This window comes from Micromonospora sp. CMU55-4 (genome assembly GCF_011602315.1).
Lineage (GTDB): Bacteria > Actinomycetota > Actinomycetes > Mycobacteriales > Micromonosporaceae > Micromonospora > Micromonospora chalcea.
In genome coordinates this window covers 155,569-173,468 of the sequence record NZ_JAAOLH010000006.1, presented here as the reverse complement: position 1 = coordinate 173,468, position 17,900 = coordinate 155,569, and the positions used below count along the sequence as shown (strand labels likewise).

The window sequence follows — 17,900 nt, the reverse complement described above, 5'->3', positions numbered from 1 at the left end:
GGGGGAATGGTAAGCAGCGGCGGATCTGCGGCGGGACGGTCGAGCATGAGCTTCGGGCTGGTGTCCTTCGGTGAGGCGCTCGGCGACCCGGCGCCCGTCGCCGACGTGGTGGCGCAGTACACCGACGACGTCAACCGCGTCCTCGGCTACGGCTACCGGCGGGTGCACCGCGCCGCGCCGGACGTCGGCCTGACCGACCTCGCCGAGCGGGCCGCCCGCCGCGCCCTGGACGCCGCCACGCTGCCCGCCGCGCGGGTGGACCTGCTGGTGCTCGCCGTCACCGACCTCACCGAACACCTCTACTGGGACGCCGCCGCCGACCTGGCGTACCGGCTCGGCGCGGCCGGCGCCGAAGCGGTGCTGCTCACCCAGGCGTGCACCACCGGCGTGCTCAGCCTCGACACCGTCGCCGGCAAGTTCGCCACCCACCCGGAGTACGACACCGCGCTCGTGATCGCGGCCAACCGGACCTGCGAGGCGTACTGGAACCGGATGGAGACCCAGCCGATGGTGTTCTCCGACGGCGCGGTGGCCACAGTGGCCCGGCGCGGGCACCCCCGGCTGCGCTGGCAGGTCACCGAGGCCGCCACCGACGGCCGCTACGCCGGGTTCTACCGGCTCGACGGCGGTGGCGCCGCGGCGCCGTTCGCACCCGGCGCCGAGCCGCCGGCCGCCCGCGACGTGTGGCACGTGATGGAGTTCTTCGACTACGACCCCGAGCAGTTCGCGCAGTACGCCCGCCACCTCGACGAGCGGATGGTGCGGGTCACCGAACGCGCCTGCGAGCGGGCCGGCGTCACCGTCGCCGACCTGGCGCGGCTGATCCTGGTCGCCGACAACGAACGCGCCATGACGTCGCTCGCCGAGGCCCACAAGGTGCCGCCGGAGCGGACCAACCGGGCACTGGCGGCCGAGTACGGGCATCTCGGCGCGGCTGACCAACTGTTCGGGCTGAGCCGCCTGCTCGACGCCGGTGAGCTGCACGAGGGCGACCGGGTCGCGTTGATCTCGTTGGGCCGGGGCACCCACTGGGCCTGTACGATCATCGAGGTATGAGCATGTCCAGCCGGCTGGTGCGGCTCGTCGCCGACGTGCTGGAACTGCCCGTCGACCAGGTCGACGCGCAGACCGGTCCCGCGACCACCGCCGCGTGGGTGAGCCTGCGTCACCTCCAGATCGTCGTGGCCGTCGAGGACGCGTACCGGATCTCGCTGACGCCCCGGGAGATCCGGACCGTGCGGTCGGTGGGCGACCTGCGCGCGCTGCTCGCCCAGCGGGGCGTGCCGGAGTGAGCGCCGCGCCGGCCCCGCTCGACGACGCCGACCTCGACGCGGGGCTGCTCATCCGCCGCTTCGAGGAGCACCTGCTGCGCCTGTACGCCGACGGTCACCTCGCCGGCACCACGCACACCTGCCTCGGCCAGGAGTACGTCCCGGTAGCGCTGGCCCCACTGCTGACCGGGGACTTCGTGTTCAGCAACCACCGCGGACACGGGCACTACCTGGCGCACTGCGGCGACCCGGAGGGCCTGCTGGCGGAACTACTCGGCCGCGACGGCGGGGTGTGCCACGGGTACGGCGGCAGCCAGCACCTGCGCCGGGACCGGTTCCTGTCCACCGGCGTGCAGGGGGAGAGCCTGCCCGCCGCTGTCGGCGTGGGACTGCACCTCAACCGCACCGGGCAGGACGCGATCGTGGTGGCGTACATCGGCGACGGGACCTGGGGCGAGGGTGCTGTCTACGAGGCGCTGAACATGGCCGCGCTGTGGCGGGTGCCGCTGCTCGTCGTGGTCGAGCACAACCGGATCGCCCAGTCCACCCCGACCACCGCGCAGCTCGCCGGCACCATCGCCGGCCGGGTCGCCGGGTTCGGCATCACCGTCAGCGAGTCCGGCTCGTTCGACCTCACCGAGGTACGCGCCGCCGCCGCGCCGCACGTCGAGCGGGTCCGCGCCACCCGGACGCCGCACGTGCTCGTGCAGCACACGGTCCGGCTCGGCCCGCACAGCAAGGGCGACGACACCCGGCCCGCCGACGAACTCGACCGGCTGCGCCGCCTCGACTGGCTCCAGCGGTACGCCGAGGCGTACCCGGAGCGGTTCGCGGCCGCCGACGCGCGGGCCCGGCAGCGGGTCGCGGAGGTCTCGGCCGAGGTGCTGGCTCGGCCGCTCGCGCGCGGAGCGGCGGCGTGACGCGCGCGGAACGGGTGAGCCGCAACCTCAACCGTGCCCTGCACGCGCTGTTCGCCGCCGACGAGCGGGCCTGGCTGCTGGGGGAGGACGTCGCCGACCCGTACGGCGGGGCGTTCAAGGTGACCCAGGGCCTCTCCACCGCCTACCCCGACCGGGTGCTGTCGACGCCGCTGAGCGAGAACGGCATCACCGGCGTCGCGGGTGGCCTGGCGCTGTGCGGCGACACAGTGATCGTCGAGATCATGTTCGGGGACTTCGCCGGTCTCGCCTTCGACCCGATCCTCAACCTGATCACCAAGTCCGTCGCCATGTACGGCGAGCGCACTCCGATGCGGGTGGTGATCCGCTGCCCGGTCGGCGGCGGGCGCGGCTACGGCGCGACGCACAGCCAGAGCCCGCAGAAGCACTTCATCGGCATCCCGCACCTCGCGCTGTACGAGCTGTCCCCGCTGCACGACGCGGCCGACGTGCTGGCCGCCGCGCTGCGCCGCGACGAACCGGCGATGCTGTTCGAGGACAAGATCCTCTACACTCAGCGGCGGTACGTGGACGGCCGCGTCGACGACCGCCTCGCCTTCGAGTCGCGCGGCGCGGACGGCAACTGGGCCCGCGTCCACGACCCGGACGCCACCGGCGCGCCGACGCTCGTCATCGCGCCGGGCGGGGTCGCCAACCGGGCGATCGCCGCCGCCACGCGGGCCGCCGAGCGGGGACGTACGGTCGAGGTGCTGGTCCCGGCGCGGCTCTACCCGGTGGACGTGGACAACCTGCGCGACCTGCTCGCCGGCGCGCACGGCGTGATCGTCGCCGAGGAGAGCACCGCGGGCGGCACGTGGGGGAGCGAGGTCGCGGCCCGCCTGCACGCCGAGGCGTGGCCGCTGCTGCGCGGCCCGGTCGAGCTGGTCAGCTCCGCCGACCGGGTCATCCCGTCCGCGCCGCACCTGGAACAGGCGGTGCTGCTCGGCACCGACGCGATCCTGGACCGGATCATGCGCCTGGCCGCCGCGCCGGTGGCGACCGGCGACCGGGGCGGACCGGCTGACGCCCCGGCGACTCCGGCCGGCGTGTCTCCGGGCGTGCCCGGCGCGGTTCCGGTTCCGCGCACCGATCCGTCACCCGTCGATCCGCCGCCCTCCGCTCCGACGACGGCGGCGCAGGCGGGCGTCCCGGTGGACGTACCGCGGCTCAACCCCAACGACGACAGCTACGTGCTGCTGGAATGGCTGGTCGCGGACGGCGCCACGGTGGAGGCCGGCGAGCCGGTCGCGGCGGTCGAGACGTCCAAGGCGATCGAGGAACTCGCGGCGACGCGGGCCGGCGTGCTGCGTCAGGACGTGGCAGCCGGCGCCGACTGCGCCCCGGGCGCTCCCATCGGCCGGATCCTGCCCGAGTCGGCCGTGCCCGCCCCGCCAGAGCCGCTGGGCTCGCCCGCTGCGGCGTACCCGGAGCAGGTGGAGGCCGTGGGGACGCGGACGGCGACGCCGGGACGGCCGCTGCCACCGGCGCAGCGCCGCATCGCCGACGTGGTGTCCACCTCGCACCGGGAGATCCCGGTGGCCTTCACCGCCGTGCGCGTCGACGTGACGGCAGCGCTCGCACACGCCCGCCGCGCCGCCGGCCAGACCGGCGCCACGGTCGGCCTGACCGAGGTCGTCATCGCCGCCGTGGCCGCGCTGCACGAGCGGTTCGGTGCCCTCTACGCCCGGCTCACCGGCGACGGGCTGGTGGTCGACGCGGAAGCGCCGTCGATCGGGCTCACCGTGGACGTCGGCACCGGACTGTTCCTGCCGGTGATCCGCGACGCGGCCGGACTGGACCTCGGCGACCTCGCTGACGCCGTGGTCGCGCTGCGGATGAAGGCGCTGCGCGGACGGCTCCGCGAGGAGGACATGGCCGGCATGAACTTCCTGGTCGCGCTCAACGACACACCCGGCGTCACGGTGTCCCGGCCGATCATCCCGCCCGGCGTCACCTGCGCCCTCTCGGTGCCGGACGTGCACCGCGAGGTCGTGCTCGACGGCGACGGCGGGGTACGCGAGCGGGCGGTGGCGGACCTGGGGCTGGCGTACGACCACCGGCTCGTGAACGGGGCGCAGGCCGGGGCGTACCTGGCTGCGCTCGGCGAGGTGCTGCAACGCTGACCGGCACCCCGGATCGGCCGCCGTGCGGTCGTCGCAGCCGCCTCGTCCCCGTCCGGCGCCGGCAGCGACGTCGGCCCCGGCGGCGTGCCGCACCGGTGGGCAGGCGCGTGACCTGCGTTACCTCTCGCCGAGACGGGAATGTGATCACGGGGGGCGCATTTGACTCACTGTGTGAGTGCCGCACCCTCCCGCGCCCGGTCGCACGACCGGGCCGGGACGCCCCAGACGACCGATGCCACCCCGACGCCCACCCCGGGTGACCTGATGAGCCGCAGCCAGCGCCTGAGGCTCGTGCTCGTCCTCGGCTCGCTGATCGCCGTGGGTCCGCTGACCATCGACATGTACCTGCCCGCGCTGCCCGCGATCGTGGCGGACTTCGCGACCACGTCGGCGGCGGTGCAGTTGACGCTCACCGGGACGCTCGCCGGGCTCGCCGTCGGCCAGTTGCTGATCGGGCCGCTGTCGGACGCGGTCGGGCGGCGCCGTCCGCTGATCGCCGGTCTGCTGCTGCACATCGTGGCGTCGGCGCTGTGCGTGGTCGCCCCGAACGTCGCCGTCCTGGGCGTCCTGCGGGTCGTGCAGGGCCTCGGCGTCGCCGCGACCGCAGTGGTCGCGATGGCGGTGGTGCGTGACCTGTTCAGCGGGTCGGCGTTCGCCACCATGCTGTCCCGGCTGCTGCTGGTGATGGGCGCGGCGCCGGTCCTCGCCCCGACGCTCGGCGGTGGTGTGCTGCGGTGGACGGACTGGCGTGGCGTGTTCGTGGTCCTGGCCGTCTTCGGGGTGCTGCTCGTCGTGCTGGCCACGCTCGCGCTGCCGGAGACGCTGCCGCCCGCGCGCCGGCAGCGCGGCGGAGTGGTGGCGACAGTGATGAACTACGGCGGGCTGCTGCGCGACCGCGTCTTCGTCGGCCTGGTCCTGGTGGCCGGCCTGGCCATGGCGGCGCTGTTCGCGTACGTGGCCGGCTCGTCGTTCGTCCTCCAGGACGGGTACGGCCTCAACGAGCAGGAGTTCGGGCTGGCGTTCGGGGCGGGCGCGGTGGGCCTGATCGGCGCGACCCAGTACAACGTGCGGCTGCTGCGCCGCTACTCCTCCCAGTGGATCCTGGTGGCCTCGCTGGCGGGGGGCACGGTGGCCGGGCTGGCGCTGCTGGTGTTCGCCGCGACCGGCTTCGGCGGGCTGCCCGCGCTGCTGGTGTCGCTGTGGTTGGTGCTGGCGGCGGCGGGTCTGGCCATGCCGAACGCCCCGGCGCTGGCCCTGTCCCGCCACGGCGAGGCGGCCGGCACCGCGTCCGCCCTGCTGGGCGCGGTGCAGTTCGGCGTGGGCGCGGTGGCGGCGCCGCTGGTGGGCGTGCTCGGCACCGGCGCGGTGGCGATGGCGCTGGTGGTGGCCGGCGGGATGGTGGCGGCGCTGGCGGTGCTGCTGGTCGTGGTGCGGCCGTCGCAGCTCGCCGGCCTGGAGGCGGATCCGGCGGTCGCGGTCGCGCACTGACGGACCGTCCGGCGCGCGGGGTGCGGGCAGCGCCTACGCTGCTGCCATGACCGTCCCGGCCCGCATCCTGGTCGAGGGGATCCACGGGTCCGGCAAGTCGACGCTGGCCGCGCTGCTGGCGCAGCGCTACCGCCTGCCCTGGTATCCGGTGGACGATCTGCTCTGGGAGCCGGGCTGGGTGGAGGTGCCGGTCGCCGAGCAGCGACGGCGGATCGCGGAGATCTGCCGACGGGACCGCTGGATCCTCGACGGCGCCTACCACGGCTGGCGGGACGTGGTGCTCGGCCGCGCCGACCTGGTGATCGGCCTGGACTACCCGCGCGGGGTCTCGTTCCGGCGGCTGGTGCGGCGTACGCGGCAGCGGCTGGCCAGCGGCGAGGAGATCTGCAACGGCAACCGGGAGTCGTGGGGAAGCGTGCTGTCCCTCGACTCGGTGCTGGTGTGGCACGTCACCGGGTTCGGCCGGGCGCGCCGGCGCCTGCGGGCCTGGGCGGCCGACCCGGCCGGACCGCCGGTGCTGCTGTTCACCGACCCGGCCGCCCTCGACGACTGGCTGGCGCGCGGCAGCCGGGTGCCGGACCGGCGCGGGACGTGACTACATCGGAAAACGGCCGCGACGCCACTGCCAGTGGCGGCCGGCCCGCAGGTGGTCGATGACCGCGCGCTGGAGGACGGTGCGGCGGTGCAGCCGGTCCAGCGGCGTGTTCAGGCTGCGGAAGACGAAGCGCAGCACCTCGACGTCGCCGTCCAGCCCGTCCATCTGCTGGTAGGGCTCCAGCGTGAACCGCCGCTGGAACCGGACGATGTTGGAGTCCTCCGGTAGGTATTCGCTCAGCTGTGGGTCGAGCAGCCAGGAGCCACAGGAGAAGGCGGTGTAGCTCTCGTCGGGGAAGTGGCGCGGGAAGAACGCCCGGGCCCGGTCCAGCGACGCGTCGACCGCCGCCGGGGTCAGCGGCCCCGAGTCGGGGATGTGCAGGTCGAGGGCGCCGGTGTCGCCGCGCTGGTGCTGCAGGCGGCCCAGCTCGTAGAGGCCGCCGCGCGCGTGCAGCGTCAGCCATGCCTGCATGACCGGCCAGCCCTCACCGTGCATCCGCCGGTCGACGGCGAGGTTGTTGCCCAGGTCGGCGAGCGTCGCCCAGGAAACCTCGTCGGGCACGCCGTGGTCGGCGTGGTACGCCCGGACGACGTCGACCAGGGCCAGGTACGCGTAGGCGTAGAGGTGCCGCCAGGCCGGCCCCCGGTCGCGGGGCAGCGCCGGGCCCGGCGGCAGCCAGGCGAAGCCGCCGAGGTCGGCCCGGACCAGGGCGATCGAGCGGTCGAGCAGCCAGCGCAGCTCCGGGGTCCACAGTGGGGACTCCGGGTCCGGCCAGCCCGCCATGATCTCGGCGGCGTCGTCGGGGCGCACCGCGAGCCGCCGCAGCAGCGCGGGCGCGTCCGCCCGGGCGGGCAGCGGCGCGGAAGGCCGGTCGCCGGCGAGCCGGCGCACCCGGTCGATCTCCTCGGCGGGCACGCCGAGCCGGCCGGCGACGTCGTCCACGTCCATGGGGACGACGCTACCGGCCGGCGTCCGCGCCGACAGCCCCGTGCGGCGTCAGCGCCGTTGCTGACACGGCACGCAGAAGCGGGCCGCGGGGCGGATCTCCAGGCGGGCGGTCGGGATGTCCTGGCCACAGCGCTCGCAGACGCCGTACGTGCCGTCGGACATGCGCTTGAGCGCCTGGGCGGTGTCCGCGACGCCCTGGCGCGCGGCCTCGATCAGCCGGCGCAGGGTGTCCGGGTCGTGACCGCCGTGGTCGGGCTGCCGCGTGTGCAGCGTCAGCTCGGTGAGCTGGTCGGTGTACTCGTTGAACTGCCGGTCCAGCAGTTCCCGCAGGGTGTCCGTGCGGTCGTTCAGGGCGTGCGTCATGATCAGGCGCTCCTTTCCGGGCGGCGCTGGGTGTCGTGCGGGTGGCGCAGGGCCGAGACAGCGGCCATGCCGGCGCCGGTCAGGGCGGCGGTCCGGGGTGAGGCGGCGCGGTGGACGGCGGCGCCGAGCCTCGCGACCAGGCGCGCGGTCACGTCCGGCCGGGTCGCGCCGTCGCCGATGACGATCGCGCCGCGGGCCAGGGCGGTGCGGACCAGGGGCCGCAGCGCCGGGTCCTGCCGCAGCTCACGGACCAGCCGGGCGGCGGCGTCGGCGAGCATGCCGGCGGTCGTCGCGTGGTTCAGGTCGCGGGTGCCGACCTCGGCGCGGCGGGCGGCGACGACCCGGCCGTCCTCCAGCAGCGCCACCTCGGTGAGCTGCGCGCCGATGTCGGCGAGCAGCAGGGTGCCGGCGGCGGCGCCGGCGCCGATGGCGCCCGCCCGGACGCTGTCGAGGAACAGCAGCCGGGACGGCGCGAGGACGGCGGCGAGCACGCGGCGCGTCGCCTCCTGCTCGGCCGGCGCGGCCAGCACCGGCCGGCAGGCGACCACGAGCGCGCCGACCGGTACCGCCGCGCGGTGGTCACGCAGGATGCGTCGCAGCTCGGTGACGCAGGCCGGACCGTCCACGATCCGTCCGCGCCGCACGACCGGGCTGCGCAGGCCGTGACCGAGCGGGACGCTCAGCGTCCGGCCCGGACCCAGCCATATCCGCAGCAGGCTGCTGCCGAGGTCCACGGCGATCGGCGCCGCGTCGGCGCCCACCGGCGGGCGGGTGGTGTGGGAGCGGCCGATCAGCAGACCGGTACGCGCCGGAGAACGGACGACGGTGACGGGATGCGGCATACCGACCTCTTTCGGATCAGGTGCCCAACCGGGCGGTGGACGGTGCGGGGGAGGGGCGTGGCCGGGGGCCGGGGCCGGATTCGCTCGACGGCGCCGGCGGCCGGGGCTCAGGCGCGCCGCGGGTCGCCGCTCGCGGACCGGGACGCGACGAAACCGGCGAACACCGGTGGTGAAGCCATCGACGTGCGGGTCATGGTCACCACCTCCTCGCTACTCGGGTACCGCCTCGGAACTCCAGCTTCGCCCGGAATGCGGCGCTCGGCATTGCGCACGACCGGCCAACAAAGGGCCGAATGATTGCCGGTCACTGGACAACCGGTCCGGGTACCCCCCGGAGCTATGGTTGACGTGAGGAGGTTCCCGTGATCATCGAACGCACGATCCTCCCCGGCATCGGGGTCCGGCACACGCTGACCACCGACGAGGGCCGCCGCATCGGAGTGATCGACTACCAGACCGGCGGCCGGCGCGACATCGTCCACGACGACCCGGACGACCCGGATCGCATGGTGGCTCTCAGTCTCACCCGCGACGAGGCGTCGGCCCTGGCGAACCTGCTCGGCTTCCCGGAACTGGTGGCCGTTCCCGCCTGAGCGTCACGCCGGCAGCGGCCTGAGCGTCACGCCGGCAGCGGCCTGAGCGTCACGCCGGCAGCGGCTTGCGCGGCCAGTCCAGCGCCCGCGCGCCGAGGACGGCGGCGTGCAACGTGAACCGGTCCCGTGCGTCGGCGGGGTCGTACCCGCTCAGTGCCCGGACGCGGGCCAGCCGGTAGGTGACGGTGCGGACGGAGACGTGCAGCCGCCGGGCCGCCTCGGTGCTCACCTCGCCGCAGGCGAAGTACTCGTTCAGCGTGTCCAGCAGCGGCTCGGCGCCGCCGCGCGCCTGGGCCAGCGGCGTCAGCACCGCCCGGACGAGGTCCACCATGGCCGGCTGGTCGCGCAGCAGCACGCGGTAGATGAGCAGGTCGTGCGCGTCGATCACGGACGTCTCGGAGTGCAGCCGCCGCGCCGTGGTCAGCGCCTCCCGCGCCTCCTCGTAGGAGCGGGCGATGCCGTACACGCCGGGGTGCGGGCGGCCCACTGCCACCTGCCACGGCCGGCCCCGCACCAGGCGGTCCAGCTCGCCGTGCATCAGCGTGCCCAGGTTGCCGGCCGGCCCGCGGCCCCGGTCGGTGGCCACCGGGTCGGCCGGGGCGATCACCACGAGCAGCCCCTCCTTCGTGGCCACCAGCACGTCCCGGTCGCCCAGCCGGTCGAACACGGCCCGTTCCAGCGCGCTGATCGCCGCCTCCGTGTCCGGCAGGCGGCGACCGGGCGCGGCGAGCGCCACCTGGTGTACGCGGGCGAGGTCGAGCCCGAACGGCTCGGCCCGTTCCACCAGCCCGCCGAGGTCGGAGTCGCCGCGCAGCAGGTCGTCGACGAGTTCCCGGCGCAGCGACTCCTCCCGTCGGACCAGTTCCCGCCGGGCCACGGCGTAGCCCTCGGCGAGCGTGGCGACGGCGGTGTCGACCACCTGCAGCACGGCGTCGGCGGCGGCGCGCACCGCCTCGCTGTCGTCGGAGCGGTCCAGGTGCGGAAACTGCCGCCACACCCGCCGCGCCGCGGACAGGTAGAGGCGTACCGCGCGTCCGGCGGACACCCCCTGCTCGGCCGCGCGCCGGCCGAGGGCGCCCACCGCGTCGAGTTCGGCGCGGCGCGGACGGCGGCCGGTCACCGCCGCGTCGGTCAGCAGCCGCAGGTAGTCGCCGAGCAGTTCCACAGGTACGCCACCGGCGTCGGCGCTCGCCGCGCGGGCCACCTCGGCCAGCCACTGCTCGTCCTCGCCGCCCGCGGCCGGCGCCGGCCGGCGGACGTTGTCGGTCATCGCGGTCTCCCCGTGCCGGGCCGGCACCCGATGCCGGCCCACTGCGCCCAGCGTAGGCCGGGGGTCCGGCGCCGTCGGGCGCGACCGGCCCGCGCGGTCCGTCCGGGAGCGGGCGCGCCCGGCGTCATGCCCGCGACGGCGGGCCCGGGTCGACCACGAGCGCCGGACCGGTCCGCCGCCCACCCCGGGGGCCGCGGGTCAGGCGCCGCGCCGCCCCCGCCGGGTCGTCGTCGGCCGCCACCTGATCGAGTACGCGCACCCAGCGCTCGCCGTGCGCGTCGGCGAACGCGGCGGCGACCACGGCGACCCGCCGGCCGGTGACCGGCGACGGCGTCGCGCCCCCGCCCGGTGACGCGGACCCGGCCCGGGCAGTGGACCCGGCCCGGGCAGTGGACCCGGCCCGGGCAGTGGACCCGGCCGGTCGAGTGGACCCGAGCGCCGGACCGGCCGGCACTCCGGCGAGGGCGGCCCGGTCTGCGGCGACGGTGATCAGGTCGGGCGAGCCGCAGCGCGCCGCCTCCACCGCGCCGGACCGGTCCACACGCACGATCGTGGCGCGCAGGTGACCCGCCGGGGCGAGGTCGCGTACCGCCTGGTCGAGCACCCCGGCGAGGCGCTGCGGCGACGCTGCCGGCCGGGCGTGCCGGCGGAACGTCTGCTCGATCGCCCGCCGCCCGGCGGGCGTGTCCAGCGCGGCGCCGGTGACGGTGCCGACCAGGGCGAGAAGCCCGCCGCCGCGCAGCGGGACGGCGGCGCCGATCTCGCCGGGCGAGCCGCAGACCGCCAGCGCGGCGCTTCCCGGGCCGGCCGGCACGGTGAAGACCGCGACGTCCGTGGGCCCGGCGGCGCGCGTCACCGACGCGGTCCGGGTCCGTCGGCGGGCCCACGCCAGCAGGGGCACAGCGGTCAGGCTGAGCGTGGAGGCGAGCAGCGCCTGCGGGTCGCTGCGGTGGCCGGGGATCACCGGTACGAGGACCGACGCCACCACCAGCACGCCCGCCCACGCCGACACCAGTGCCGCCACCCGGGGCCGGGCCGAGACGCCGAGCAGGCCGGGCAGCAGCACCCAGCCGATCGGGGTGCCGACCTCGGCGACGCCCATCAGCACCGCGTTCCCGGTGGTGCCCGCCAGGGCGGCTCGCATCGGCAGCACGCCCACCACTCTATCGGGGCCCCCGCCGTACCGGCCGAGACCCAACCTCACTCCTTACCCTGTGCGGGACCCGGACGACACGACACGAGCGCGTGATTCTCTCGACATACCGTCGTGCCGCCTGGCCAGTTAGGGTTGACGTACCGAGCGTCGATCTTGAGGAGTGTGTGTGCTGGTTCTGGTGGCGGTCCATGCGCTCGCAGCCGTGATCGCCCCCGTGCTGGTACGCCTACTCGGTCGACGCGCTCTCTACGTCCTCGCCGCCGTTCCCGCCGCGGCGGGAGTCTGGGCACTGACCCGCACCGAGGAGGTCCGCGCGGGCCGGCCGGTCGTCGAGACGGTCACCTGGGTGCCGCAGCTCGGCCTCGACCTGGCGCTGCGGATGGGCACGCTGTCCTGGCTGCTGGTGCTGCTCGTCGGCGGCGTCGGCGCCCTCGTGCTCGTCTACAGCGCGCGCTACTTCCACTCCGACGACCCGAGCCTCGGCCGGTTCGCCGCGGTGTTCGTCGCGTTCGCCGGCGCGATGCTCGGCCTGGTGGTCTCCGACGACCTGCTGCTGCTGTACGTGTTCTGGGAACTGACCACGGTCTTCTCGTACCTGCTGATCGGCAGCGACCCCACCAAGCGGGCCAGCCGGCGCGCCGCGATGCAGGCGCTGCTCGTGACCACGCTGGGCGGCCTGGCGATGCTCGCCGGGTTCGTCATGCTCGGCCAGCACGCCGGCTCGTACCGGTGGTCCGAGATCGCCGGGAACCTGCCGGAGGGCGGATACCTCACCGCCGCGCTGGTGCTCGTCCTGCTCGGCGTGACGAGCAAGTCGGCGATCTTCCCGTTCAGCTTCTGGCTGCCGCGCGCGATGGCCGCGCCCACGCCGGTCAGCGCCTACCTGCACGCCGCCGCCATGGTCAAGGCGGGCGTGTTCCTGGCCGCGCTGATGGGCCCGGCGGTCGGCCAGGCCACCGTGTGGCGCGCCATCCTGCTCGGCGGCGGCCTGATCACGCTGTTCCTCGGCGGCTGGACGGCGCTGCGGCAGGTCGACCTCAAGCTGCTGCTGGCGTACGGCACGGTCAGCCAGCTCGGCCTGCTCATGGTGATCCTCGGGGCGGGCACCCGCGACACCGCGCTGGCCGGCGCCGCGATGCTGCTGGCGCACGCCCTGTTCAAAGCCACCCTCTTCCTCGTCGTCGGCGTCGTCGACCACGTCACCGGCACCCGGGACCTGCGCGAGCTGAGTGGGCTGGGCCGCCGTGCGCCGGTGCTCGCGGCGGTCGCCGGGCTCGCCGCCGCCTCCATGGCCGGGCTGCCGCCGCTGTTCGGCTTCGTGGCCAAAGAGGCAGCGCTGGAGGCGTTCCTGCACGGCGGGCCGGTCGAACTGCTGGTGCTCGCCGGGGTGGTGGCCGGTTCGGCGCTCACCGTCGCGTACACGTTGCGTTTCCTCTGGGGCGCGTTCGCCGCCAAGCCCGACGTGCCCGACACCCCTGTCGAACGGATCGAGCCGGCCTTCCTCGGCCCGGCGGCGGTGCTCGCCCTCGCCGGCCTCGTGGTCGGGATCGCCGCTCCGGCGGTGGACCGGGTGCTCGCCCCGTACGCCGACCAGTTCCCCACCGCCGATCCCGGCTACCACCTCGCGCTGTGGCACGGCCTGACGCCGGCGCTCGGCCTGTCGGCGCTGGCCGTCACCGGCGGCGTCGGGCTGTTCCTGCTGCTGCAGCGCCGCCGCCCGCGCCTGCTGCGGCTGCCCTTCGACGGCGCCACCGGCTACGAGCGGCTGGCGAGCGCGGTCGACCGCGCGGCGGTGGAGCTCACCGGCGCCACCCAGCGCGGATCCCTGCCGTTCTACCTCGGCGTCATCCTGCTGGTGCTGGTGATCCTGCCGGGCGGGGCGGTGCTGGCCGGCCTGCCCTGGGCGCAGCGGTTCCAGCTCTGGGACACCCCGTTGCAGGCCGTCGCGGGAGCGGTCGTCGTGGTCGCCGCGCTGGTCGCCGCGCGCGCCCGCCGCCGGCTGACCGCCATGATCCTGGTCGGGGTGACCGGCTACGGCACGGCGCTGCTGTTCATCCTGCACGGGGCGCCGGACCTGGCGCTCACCCAGTTCCTGGTGGAGACCGTCACGATCGTGATGTTCGTGCTGGTGCTGCGCCGCCTGCCGCGCCGGTTCTCGGCCCGCCCGATCCGCGCCACCCGGCAGTTCCGCGTGGCGCTCGGCGTGGCCGTCGGCGTGGTCACCGCCGGCATGGCGTACGTCGCGGCGGGCAGCCGGGTCGCCACGCCGATCTCGGTCGGCTTCCCGGACGAGGCGGTCTCCTACGGCGGCGGCAAGAACGTCGTCAACGTGACGCTCGTCGACATCCGGGCCTGGGACACGATGGGCGAGATCGCGGTGCTGGTGGTGGCCGCCACCGGTGTGGCCAGCCTGATCTTCCGCGGCACCCGCGCCCTGGACCTGCGCAGCGGCATCCCCGGCGTCGGCCGGCAGCAGTCGTCGCGCCCGCGCTGGCTCACCAGCGGCGCGACGTCCCGGCAGCAGTCGGTGATCCTCCAGGTCGTCACCCGGCTGCTCTTCCACGCCATCCTGCTGTTCTCCATCTACCTGCTCTTCTCCGGCCACAACGCGCCGGGTGGCGGGTTCGCCGCCGGGCTGGTCGCCGGTCTCGGGCTCGCGGTGCGGTATCTGGCGGGCGGGCGTACCGAACTCAACGGCGCCGCACCGGTGGACGCCGGCTTCGTGCTCGGCGCGGGACTGTTCGTCGCGGTCGGCACCGGCGTCGCCGCGATGCTGCTGGGCGGCGAGTTCCTGCAGAGCGCGACGCTCGACTTCCACCTGCCGCTGCTGGGCCACGTCCACTTCGTCACGTCCGTCTTCTTCGACGTGGGCGTCTACCTCATCGTGGTCGGCCTGGTGCTGGACATCCTGCGCAGCCTGGGCGCCGAGATGGACCGCCAGGAGGAGGACGACGAGCAGGAGACCGAGCCGGCCGGCGTACGGGAAGAGGAGCTGGTATGAGCCCGAACATTCCCAACCTGGTCTACATCCTGGTGATCGGCGTCCTGTTCGCCACCGGGGTCACACTGCTGCTGGAACGCAGCCTCACCCGCGTCCTGATGGGGGTCATCCTGCTCGGCAACGGCGCGAACCTGCTGCTGCTCACCGGCGGCCGGGCCGGCGGCCCGCCGATCGTCGGCACCTCCGCCCAGGAGGACATGGCCGACCCGCTGCCGCAGGCCATGGTGCTGACCGCGATCGTGATCACGCTCGGCATGACCGCGTTCCTGCTCGCCCTGGCCTACCGCAGCTGGCACCTCAACGGCCACGACGAGGTGCAGGACGACGTCGAGGACCGCCGCATCATGGAACTGGCCGACCGGGACGAGGGCCCCGGCACCGCCGACGCCGACACCGCGGACGGCGGCCCCGCGGACGGCAGCCCCGAGGCTCGGGTCCTGGCCGAGGCGGAGGGCGGCCGATGACCTGGCTCGTCCCGCTGCCGGTGGTGATGCCGCTGCTCGGCGCGGCCCTCACGCTGCTGCTCGCCCGGCGGGCCCGCGCCCAGCGCTGGGTCAGCATCGTCGTGCTCGCCGCCACCGTCGCCGTGGCGGCACTGCTCCTGGTCCAGTCGTCGCTGGACGGCCCGCTCGTGGTCGAGGTGGGCGGCTGGGTCGCGCCGATGGGCATCGTGCTCGTCGCCGACCAGCTCGCCGCGTTGATGCTCGTGGTGTCCGCCTCGGTCACCCTGTGCGTGCTCGTCTACTCCATCGGGCAGGGCATGGCCGACGGCAACGAGGAGACGCCGCTGTCGGTCTACCACCCGACCTATCTCGTGCTGACCGCCGGCGTGTGCAACGCCTTCCTCTCCGGCGACCTGTTCAACCTCTACGTCGGCTTCGAGATCCTGCTGGTCGCCAGCTACGTGCTGCTGACGCTCGGCAGCACCGAGACGCGGATCCGGGCCGGCACCACGTACGTCGTGGTCAGCCTGCTCTCGTCGCTGATCTTCCTGGTGGCGATCGGCCTGGTCTACTCCGCCACCGGCACGCTGAACCTGGCCCAGCTCGCCGACCGCCTGGACGCGCTGCCCGACGACATGCGCCTGGTCCTGCAGGGCATGCTGCTGCTCGCGTTCGGGATCAAGGCGGCGGTGTTCCCGCTGTCGGCGTGGTTGCCGGACAGCTACCCGACCGCGCCCGCGCCGGTGACCGCCGTCTTCGCCGGCCTGCTCACCAAGGTCGGCGTGTACGCGATCATCCGCACCGAGACGCTGCTGTTCCCCGGCGGACGCACCGCCGACCTGCTCATGGTGATAGCGGCGTTGACCATGGTGGTCGGCATCCTCGGCGCGGTGGCCCAGTCGGACATCAAACGACTGCTGTCGTTCACGCTGGTCAGCCACATCGGCTACATGCTGTTCGGGGTCGGCCTGACCACCCCGCTCGGCCTGTCCGCGGCGATCTTCTACGTGGTGCACCACATCACCATCCAGACCACGCTGTTCCTCGCCGCCGGCCTGGTCGAACGACGCGGCGGCAGCACCGCGCTGGACCGGCTCGGCGGGCTGGCCCGGCTGTCACCGCTGCTGGCGCTGCTGTTCTTCGTACCGGCGCTCAACCTGGCCGGCATCCCACCGTTCTCCGGGTTCCTGGGCAAGCTCGGCCTCGTGCAGGCCGGGGTGGACGACGGCGGGTTCCTGGCCTGGGCGCTCGTCGCGGGCGGGCTGCTGACCAGCCTGCTCACCCTCTACGCCATCGCCCGGGTGTGGAACCTGGCGTTCTGGCGGGCGCCGCACCCGGACATGCCGGAACCCGGCGACGCCGACCGGGCGGCCCGCACCGGTGGCGCCGAGCAGCCGCACGAGGGCGCCTCGCCGGCCGGGGCCGTGCTGCCACGGCTGATGACGGTGCCGACCGCCGCCCTGGTGGTGCTCGGTCTGGCGCTGACAGTGGTGGCCGGGCCGCTGTTCGAGATCAGCACCGACGCCGCCGACGACCTGCTGCGCCGTGCCCCGTACGTGGAGGCCGTGTTCCCGGAGGGACCGCCGTGACCAGTCAGCCGAAAGCGCCGCTGACCCCCCGTGACCGCTGGCGCAACCGCGCGATCGCCGTGACCGGCCTGGTCACCGTCTGGGTGCTGCTGTGGGGCACCTTCAGCTGGGCGAACGTGATAAGCGGACTGGTGGTCGCCGCCGTGTTGCTCGTGGTCTTCCCGCTGCCCCCGGTGACCTTCGCCGGCCGGATCCGGCCGGTGCCGCTGCTGAGATTCCTGGCCCGCTTCCTGCGCGACCTGGTGGTCGCGTCGGTCCAGATCGCCTGGCTGGCCGTCCGGTCCAGACACCCGCACTCGGCGATCATCGCGGTGCCGCTGCGGGTGAACACCGACCTCAACCTCACCCTCAACGCCGAAGCCCTGTCGCTGGTGCCGGGCAGCCTGATCCTGGAGGCCGACCGGCGTACCGGCACCCTCTACGTGCACGTCATCGGCATCCGCAGCCTCGACGAGGTGGAGCGCTTCCGGCAGAGCGTGCTGGAACTGGAGGGGCGCATCGTCGCCGCCGTCGGCTCGGCCGAGGAACTGGACCTGATCCGTCGATCCGCACCCACCGGCCCGTCCGGGTCGGTCGAGCTGGAAGGAGCACCGACGTGACCGTCGTCGCCGTGATCGTCACCGCGCTGCTCGTCGCGGCCGGTGGGCTCACCCTCGTCCGCATCATCCGTGGGCCGTCGATCCTCGACCGGGCCGTCGCCACCGACGTGCTGCTCGCCGTCGCGGTCGCGGCCATCGCCACCGAGGCCGCGTACAGCCGGGACGCCACCGCGCTGCCGGTGCTCGTGGTCCTCGCCCTGGTCGGGTTCGTCGGCTCGGTGAGCGTCGCCCGCTTCGCGGCTCGGAGAAACCCGAAATGACGCTCGACACGATCCTGGACACCGTCGCCGGCGTCTGCCTGGTCGCGGGCGCCCTGCTCTGCCTGGCCGCCGGCATCGCGCTGATCCGCTTCCCGGACGTGCTGTCGCGGATGCACGCGGCGGCCAAGCCGCAGGTGCTCGGGCTGCTGCTGGTGCTGCTCGGCTGCGCGTTGCGGCTGCGTACCGGGGTGGACATCACCACGCTGGTCCTGGTGGGCCTGTTCCAGCTCGCCACCGCCCCGGTCGCCGCGCACATGGTCGGGCGGACCGCGTATCCGCACGACGACATCCGGCGGGACCTGCTGATCACCGACGAGTTGGCCGGCGACATCGACCGGATCCGGGCGGACCGGGCCGGCGAGCCGCAGGACACGTCGCCGGCCCGCACGTCCTGAGACTCCGCCCCAGCGTCGAGGCAGGG

18 protein-coding genes are annotated in these 17,900 nt (G+C 74.6%); 13 read left to right on the top strand and 5 right to left on the bottom strand.

Annotated features, from left to right (window positions below):
* Positions 1–45: 45 nt before the first annotated feature.
* The 6 genes from HA073_RS13365 to HA073_RS13340 all read left to right on the top strand — a co-directional run bounded on the left by HA073_RS13365 (position 46) and on the right by HA073_RS13340 (position 6,415).
* Positions 46–1,056 carry a 3-oxoacyl-[acyl-carrier-protein] synthase III C-terminal domain-containing protein gene (locus HA073_RS13365; RefSeq protein ID WP_043324769.1) on the top strand — a complete coding sequence of 337 codons (1,011 nt, stop codon included), beginning with the start codon at positions 46–48 and terminating at the stop codon, positions 1,054–1,056.
* On the top strand, positions 1,053–1,292 hold the full coding sequence (locus HA073_RS13360; RefSeq protein ID WP_223201113.1) for an acyl carrier protein: 240 nt from the start codon (positions 1,053–1,055) through the stop codon (positions 1,290–1,292). Before HA073_RS13365 ends, HA073_RS13360 begins: the two co-directional genes overlap by 4 nt.
* Positions 1,289–2,191, top strand: coding sequence for a thiamine pyrophosphate-dependent dehydrogenase E1 component subunit alpha (locus tag HA073_RS13355; protein ID WP_043324767.1), 903 nt, complete (start codon positions 1,289–1,291; stop codon positions 2,189–2,191). Before HA073_RS13360 ends, HA073_RS13355 begins: the two co-directional genes overlap by 4 nt.
* Positions 2,188–4,332, top strand: coding sequence for a 2-oxo acid dehydrogenase subunit E2 (locus HA073_RS13350; RefSeq protein WP_166456515.1), 2,145 nt, complete (start codon positions 2,188–2,190; stop codon positions 4,330–4,332). The genes HA073_RS13355 and HA073_RS13350 overlap by 4 nt, the downstream gene beginning before the upstream one ends.
* 264 nt (positions 4,333–4,596) lie before the next feature.
* Positions 4,597–5,820, top strand: a complete 1,224-nt coding sequence (locus HA073_RS13345; RefSeq protein ID WP_043324765.1) for a multidrug effflux MFS transporter — start codon at positions 4,597–4,599, stop codon at positions 5,818–5,820.
* A 46-nt stretch (positions 5,821–5,866) separates the two neighbouring features.
* On the top strand, positions 5,867–6,415 hold the full coding sequence (locus HA073_RS13340) for an adenylate kinase (RefSeq protein WP_166456514.1): 549 nt from the start codon (positions 5,867–5,869) through the stop codon (positions 6,413–6,415).
* Here HA073_RS13340 and HA073_RS13335 read toward each other — a convergent pair whose 3' ends face one another.
* From HA073_RS13335 to HA073_RS13325, 3 genes are read right to left on the bottom strand one after another with little or no spacing between them, the layout of a single operon-like run.
* Positions 6,416–7,363 carry an acyltransferase domain-containing protein gene (locus tag HA073_RS13335; RefSeq protein WP_166456513.1) on the bottom strand — a complete coding sequence of 316 codons (948 nt, stop codon included), beginning with the start codon at positions 7,361–7,363 and terminating at the stop codon, positions 6,416–6,418.
* A 48-nt stretch (positions 7,364–7,411) separates the two neighbouring features.
* On the bottom strand, positions 7,412–7,726 hold the full coding sequence (locus tag HA073_RS13330; protein WP_030501973.1) for a TraR/DksA family transcriptional regulator: 315 nt from the start codon (positions 7,724–7,726) through the stop codon (positions 7,412–7,414).
* A gap of 2 nt (positions 7,727–7,728) precedes the next feature.
* Positions 7,729–8,568 (bottom strand): rod shape-determining protein, encoded by an 840-nt coding sequence (locus tag HA073_RS13325; protein WP_064446272.1) that lies wholly within the window; start codon positions 8,566–8,568, stop codon positions 7,729–7,731.
* 362 nt (positions 8,569–8,930) lie between these two features.
* On the opposite strand from HA073_RS13325, the gene HA073_RS13320 reads away from it, so the two are divergent.
* On the top strand, positions 8,931–9,161 hold the full coding sequence (locus tag HA073_RS13320; protein WP_043324761.1) for a hypothetical protein: 231 nt from the start codon (positions 8,931–8,933) through the stop codon (positions 9,159–9,161).
* Between the two features lie 49 nt (positions 9,162–9,210).
* On the opposite strand, the gene HA073_RS13315 is transcribed toward HA073_RS13320, so the two are convergent.
* Both HA073_RS13315 and HA073_RS13310 read right to left on the bottom strand, forming a co-directional pair.
* Positions 9,211–10,431, bottom strand: a complete 1,221-nt coding sequence (locus tag HA073_RS13315) for a CdaR family transcriptional regulator (RefSeq protein ID WP_064446529.1) — start codon at positions 10,429–10,431, stop codon at positions 9,211–9,213.
* Between the two features lie 124 nt (positions 10,432–10,555).
* The gene (locus tag HA073_RS13310; protein ID WP_166456596.1) at positions 10,556–11,575 is read right to left on the bottom strand and encodes a SpoIIE family protein phosphatase; all 1,020 of its coding nucleotides are present in this window, start codon (positions 11,573–11,575) and stop codon (positions 10,556–10,558) included.
* A 178-nt stretch (positions 11,576–11,753) separates the two neighbouring features.
* On the opposite strand from HA073_RS13310, the gene HA073_RS13305 reads away from it, so the two are divergent.
* Genes HA073_RS13305 through mnhG form a run of 6 tightly spaced genes read left to right on the top strand, consistent with a single transcriptional unit; the run spans position 11,754 to position 17,874 of the window.
* A complete protein-coding gene (locus HA073_RS13305) occupies positions 11,754–14,588 on the top strand; it encodes a Na+/H+ antiporter subunit A (protein ID WP_043324759.1) in 2,835 nt (944 codons plus the stop codon).
* On the top strand, positions 14,585–15,052 hold the full coding sequence (locus tag HA073_RS13300) for a Na(+)/H(+) antiporter subunit C (RefSeq protein ID WP_043324758.1): 468 nt from the start codon (positions 14,585–14,587) through the stop codon (positions 15,050–15,052). Before HA073_RS13305 ends, HA073_RS13300 begins: the two co-directional genes overlap by 4 nt.
* A complete protein-coding gene (locus tag HA073_RS13295) occupies positions 15,049–16,620 on the top strand; it encodes a Na+/H+ antiporter subunit D (RefSeq protein WP_064446269.1) in 1,572 nt (523 codons plus the stop codon). Before HA073_RS13300 ends, HA073_RS13295 begins: the two co-directional genes overlap by 4 nt.
* Entirely contained in the window at positions 16,617–17,219 is a 603-nt protein-coding gene (locus HA073_RS13290; protein ID WP_064446268.1) for a Na+/H+ antiporter subunit E, read from the top strand. The genes HA073_RS13295 and HA073_RS13290 overlap by 4 nt, the downstream gene beginning before the upstream one ends.
* Positions 17,216–17,479: a monovalent cation/H+ antiporter complex subunit F gene (locus HA073_RS13285; RefSeq protein ID WP_043324755.1), complete on the top strand. Its 264-nt coding sequence runs from the start codon at positions 17,216–17,218 to the stop codon at positions 17,477–17,479. The genes HA073_RS13290 and HA073_RS13285 overlap by 4 nt, the downstream gene beginning before the upstream one ends.
* Positions 17,476–17,874, top strand: coding sequence for a monovalent cation/H(+) antiporter subunit G (gene mnhG / locus HA073_RS13280; protein ID WP_069090130.1), 399 nt, complete (start codon positions 17,476–17,478; stop codon positions 17,872–17,874). The genes HA073_RS13285 and mnhG overlap by 4 nt, the downstream gene beginning before the upstream one ends.
* Positions 17,875–17,900 lie beyond the last annotated feature (26 nt).

Excerpts from the sequence above, each read along its gene's own strand:
- HA073_RS13365 (WP_043324769.1), top strand. The coding sequence starts at position 46 with ATGAGCTTCGGGCTGGTGTCCTTCGGTGAGGCGCTCGGCGACCCGGCG.
- HA073_RS13360 (WP_223201113.1), top strand. The coding sequence starts at position 1,053 with ATGAGCATGTCCAGCCGGCTGGTGCGGCTCGTCGCCGACGTGCTGGAA.
- HA073_RS13345 (WP_043324765.1), top strand. The coding sequence starts at position 4,597 with ATGAGCCGCAGCCAGCGCCTGAGGCTCGTGCTCGTCCTCGGCTCGCTG.
- HA073_RS13340 (WP_166456514.1), top strand. The coding sequence starts at position 5,867 with ATGACCGTCCCGGCCCGCATCCTGGTCGAGGGGATCCACGGGTCCGGC.
- HA073_RS13335 (WP_166456513.1), bottom strand. The coding sequence starts at position 7,363 with ATGGACGTGGACGACGTCGCCGGCCGGCTCGGCGTGCCCGCCGAGGAG.
- HA073_RS13330 (WP_030501973.1), bottom strand. The coding sequence starts at position 7,726 with ATGACGCACGCCCTGAACGACCGCACGGACACCCTGCGGGAACTGCTG.
- HA073_RS13325 (WP_064446272.1), bottom strand. The coding sequence starts at position 8,568 with ATGCCGCATCCCGTCACCGTCGTCCGTTCTCCGGCGCGTACCGGTCTG.
- HA073_RS13315 (WP_064446529.1), bottom strand. The coding sequence starts at position 10,431 with ATGACCGACAACGTCCGCCGGCCGGCGCCGGCCGCGGGCGGCGAGGAC.
- HA073_RS13310 (WP_166456596.1), bottom strand. The coding sequence starts at position 11,575 with ATGCGAGCCGCCCTGGCGGGCACCACCGGGAACGCGGTGCTGATGGGC.
- HA073_RS13300 (WP_043324758.1), top strand. The coding sequence starts at position 14,585 with ATGAGCCCGAACATTCCCAACCTGGTCTACATCCTGGTGATCGGCGTC.
- HA073_RS13295 (WP_064446269.1), top strand. The coding sequence starts at position 15,049 with ATGACCTGGCTCGTCCCGCTGCCGGTGGTGATGCCGCTGCTCGGCGCG.
- mnhG (WP_069090130.1), top strand. The coding sequence starts at position 17,476 with ATGACGCTCGACACGATCCTGGACACCGTCGCCGGCGTCTGCCTGGTC.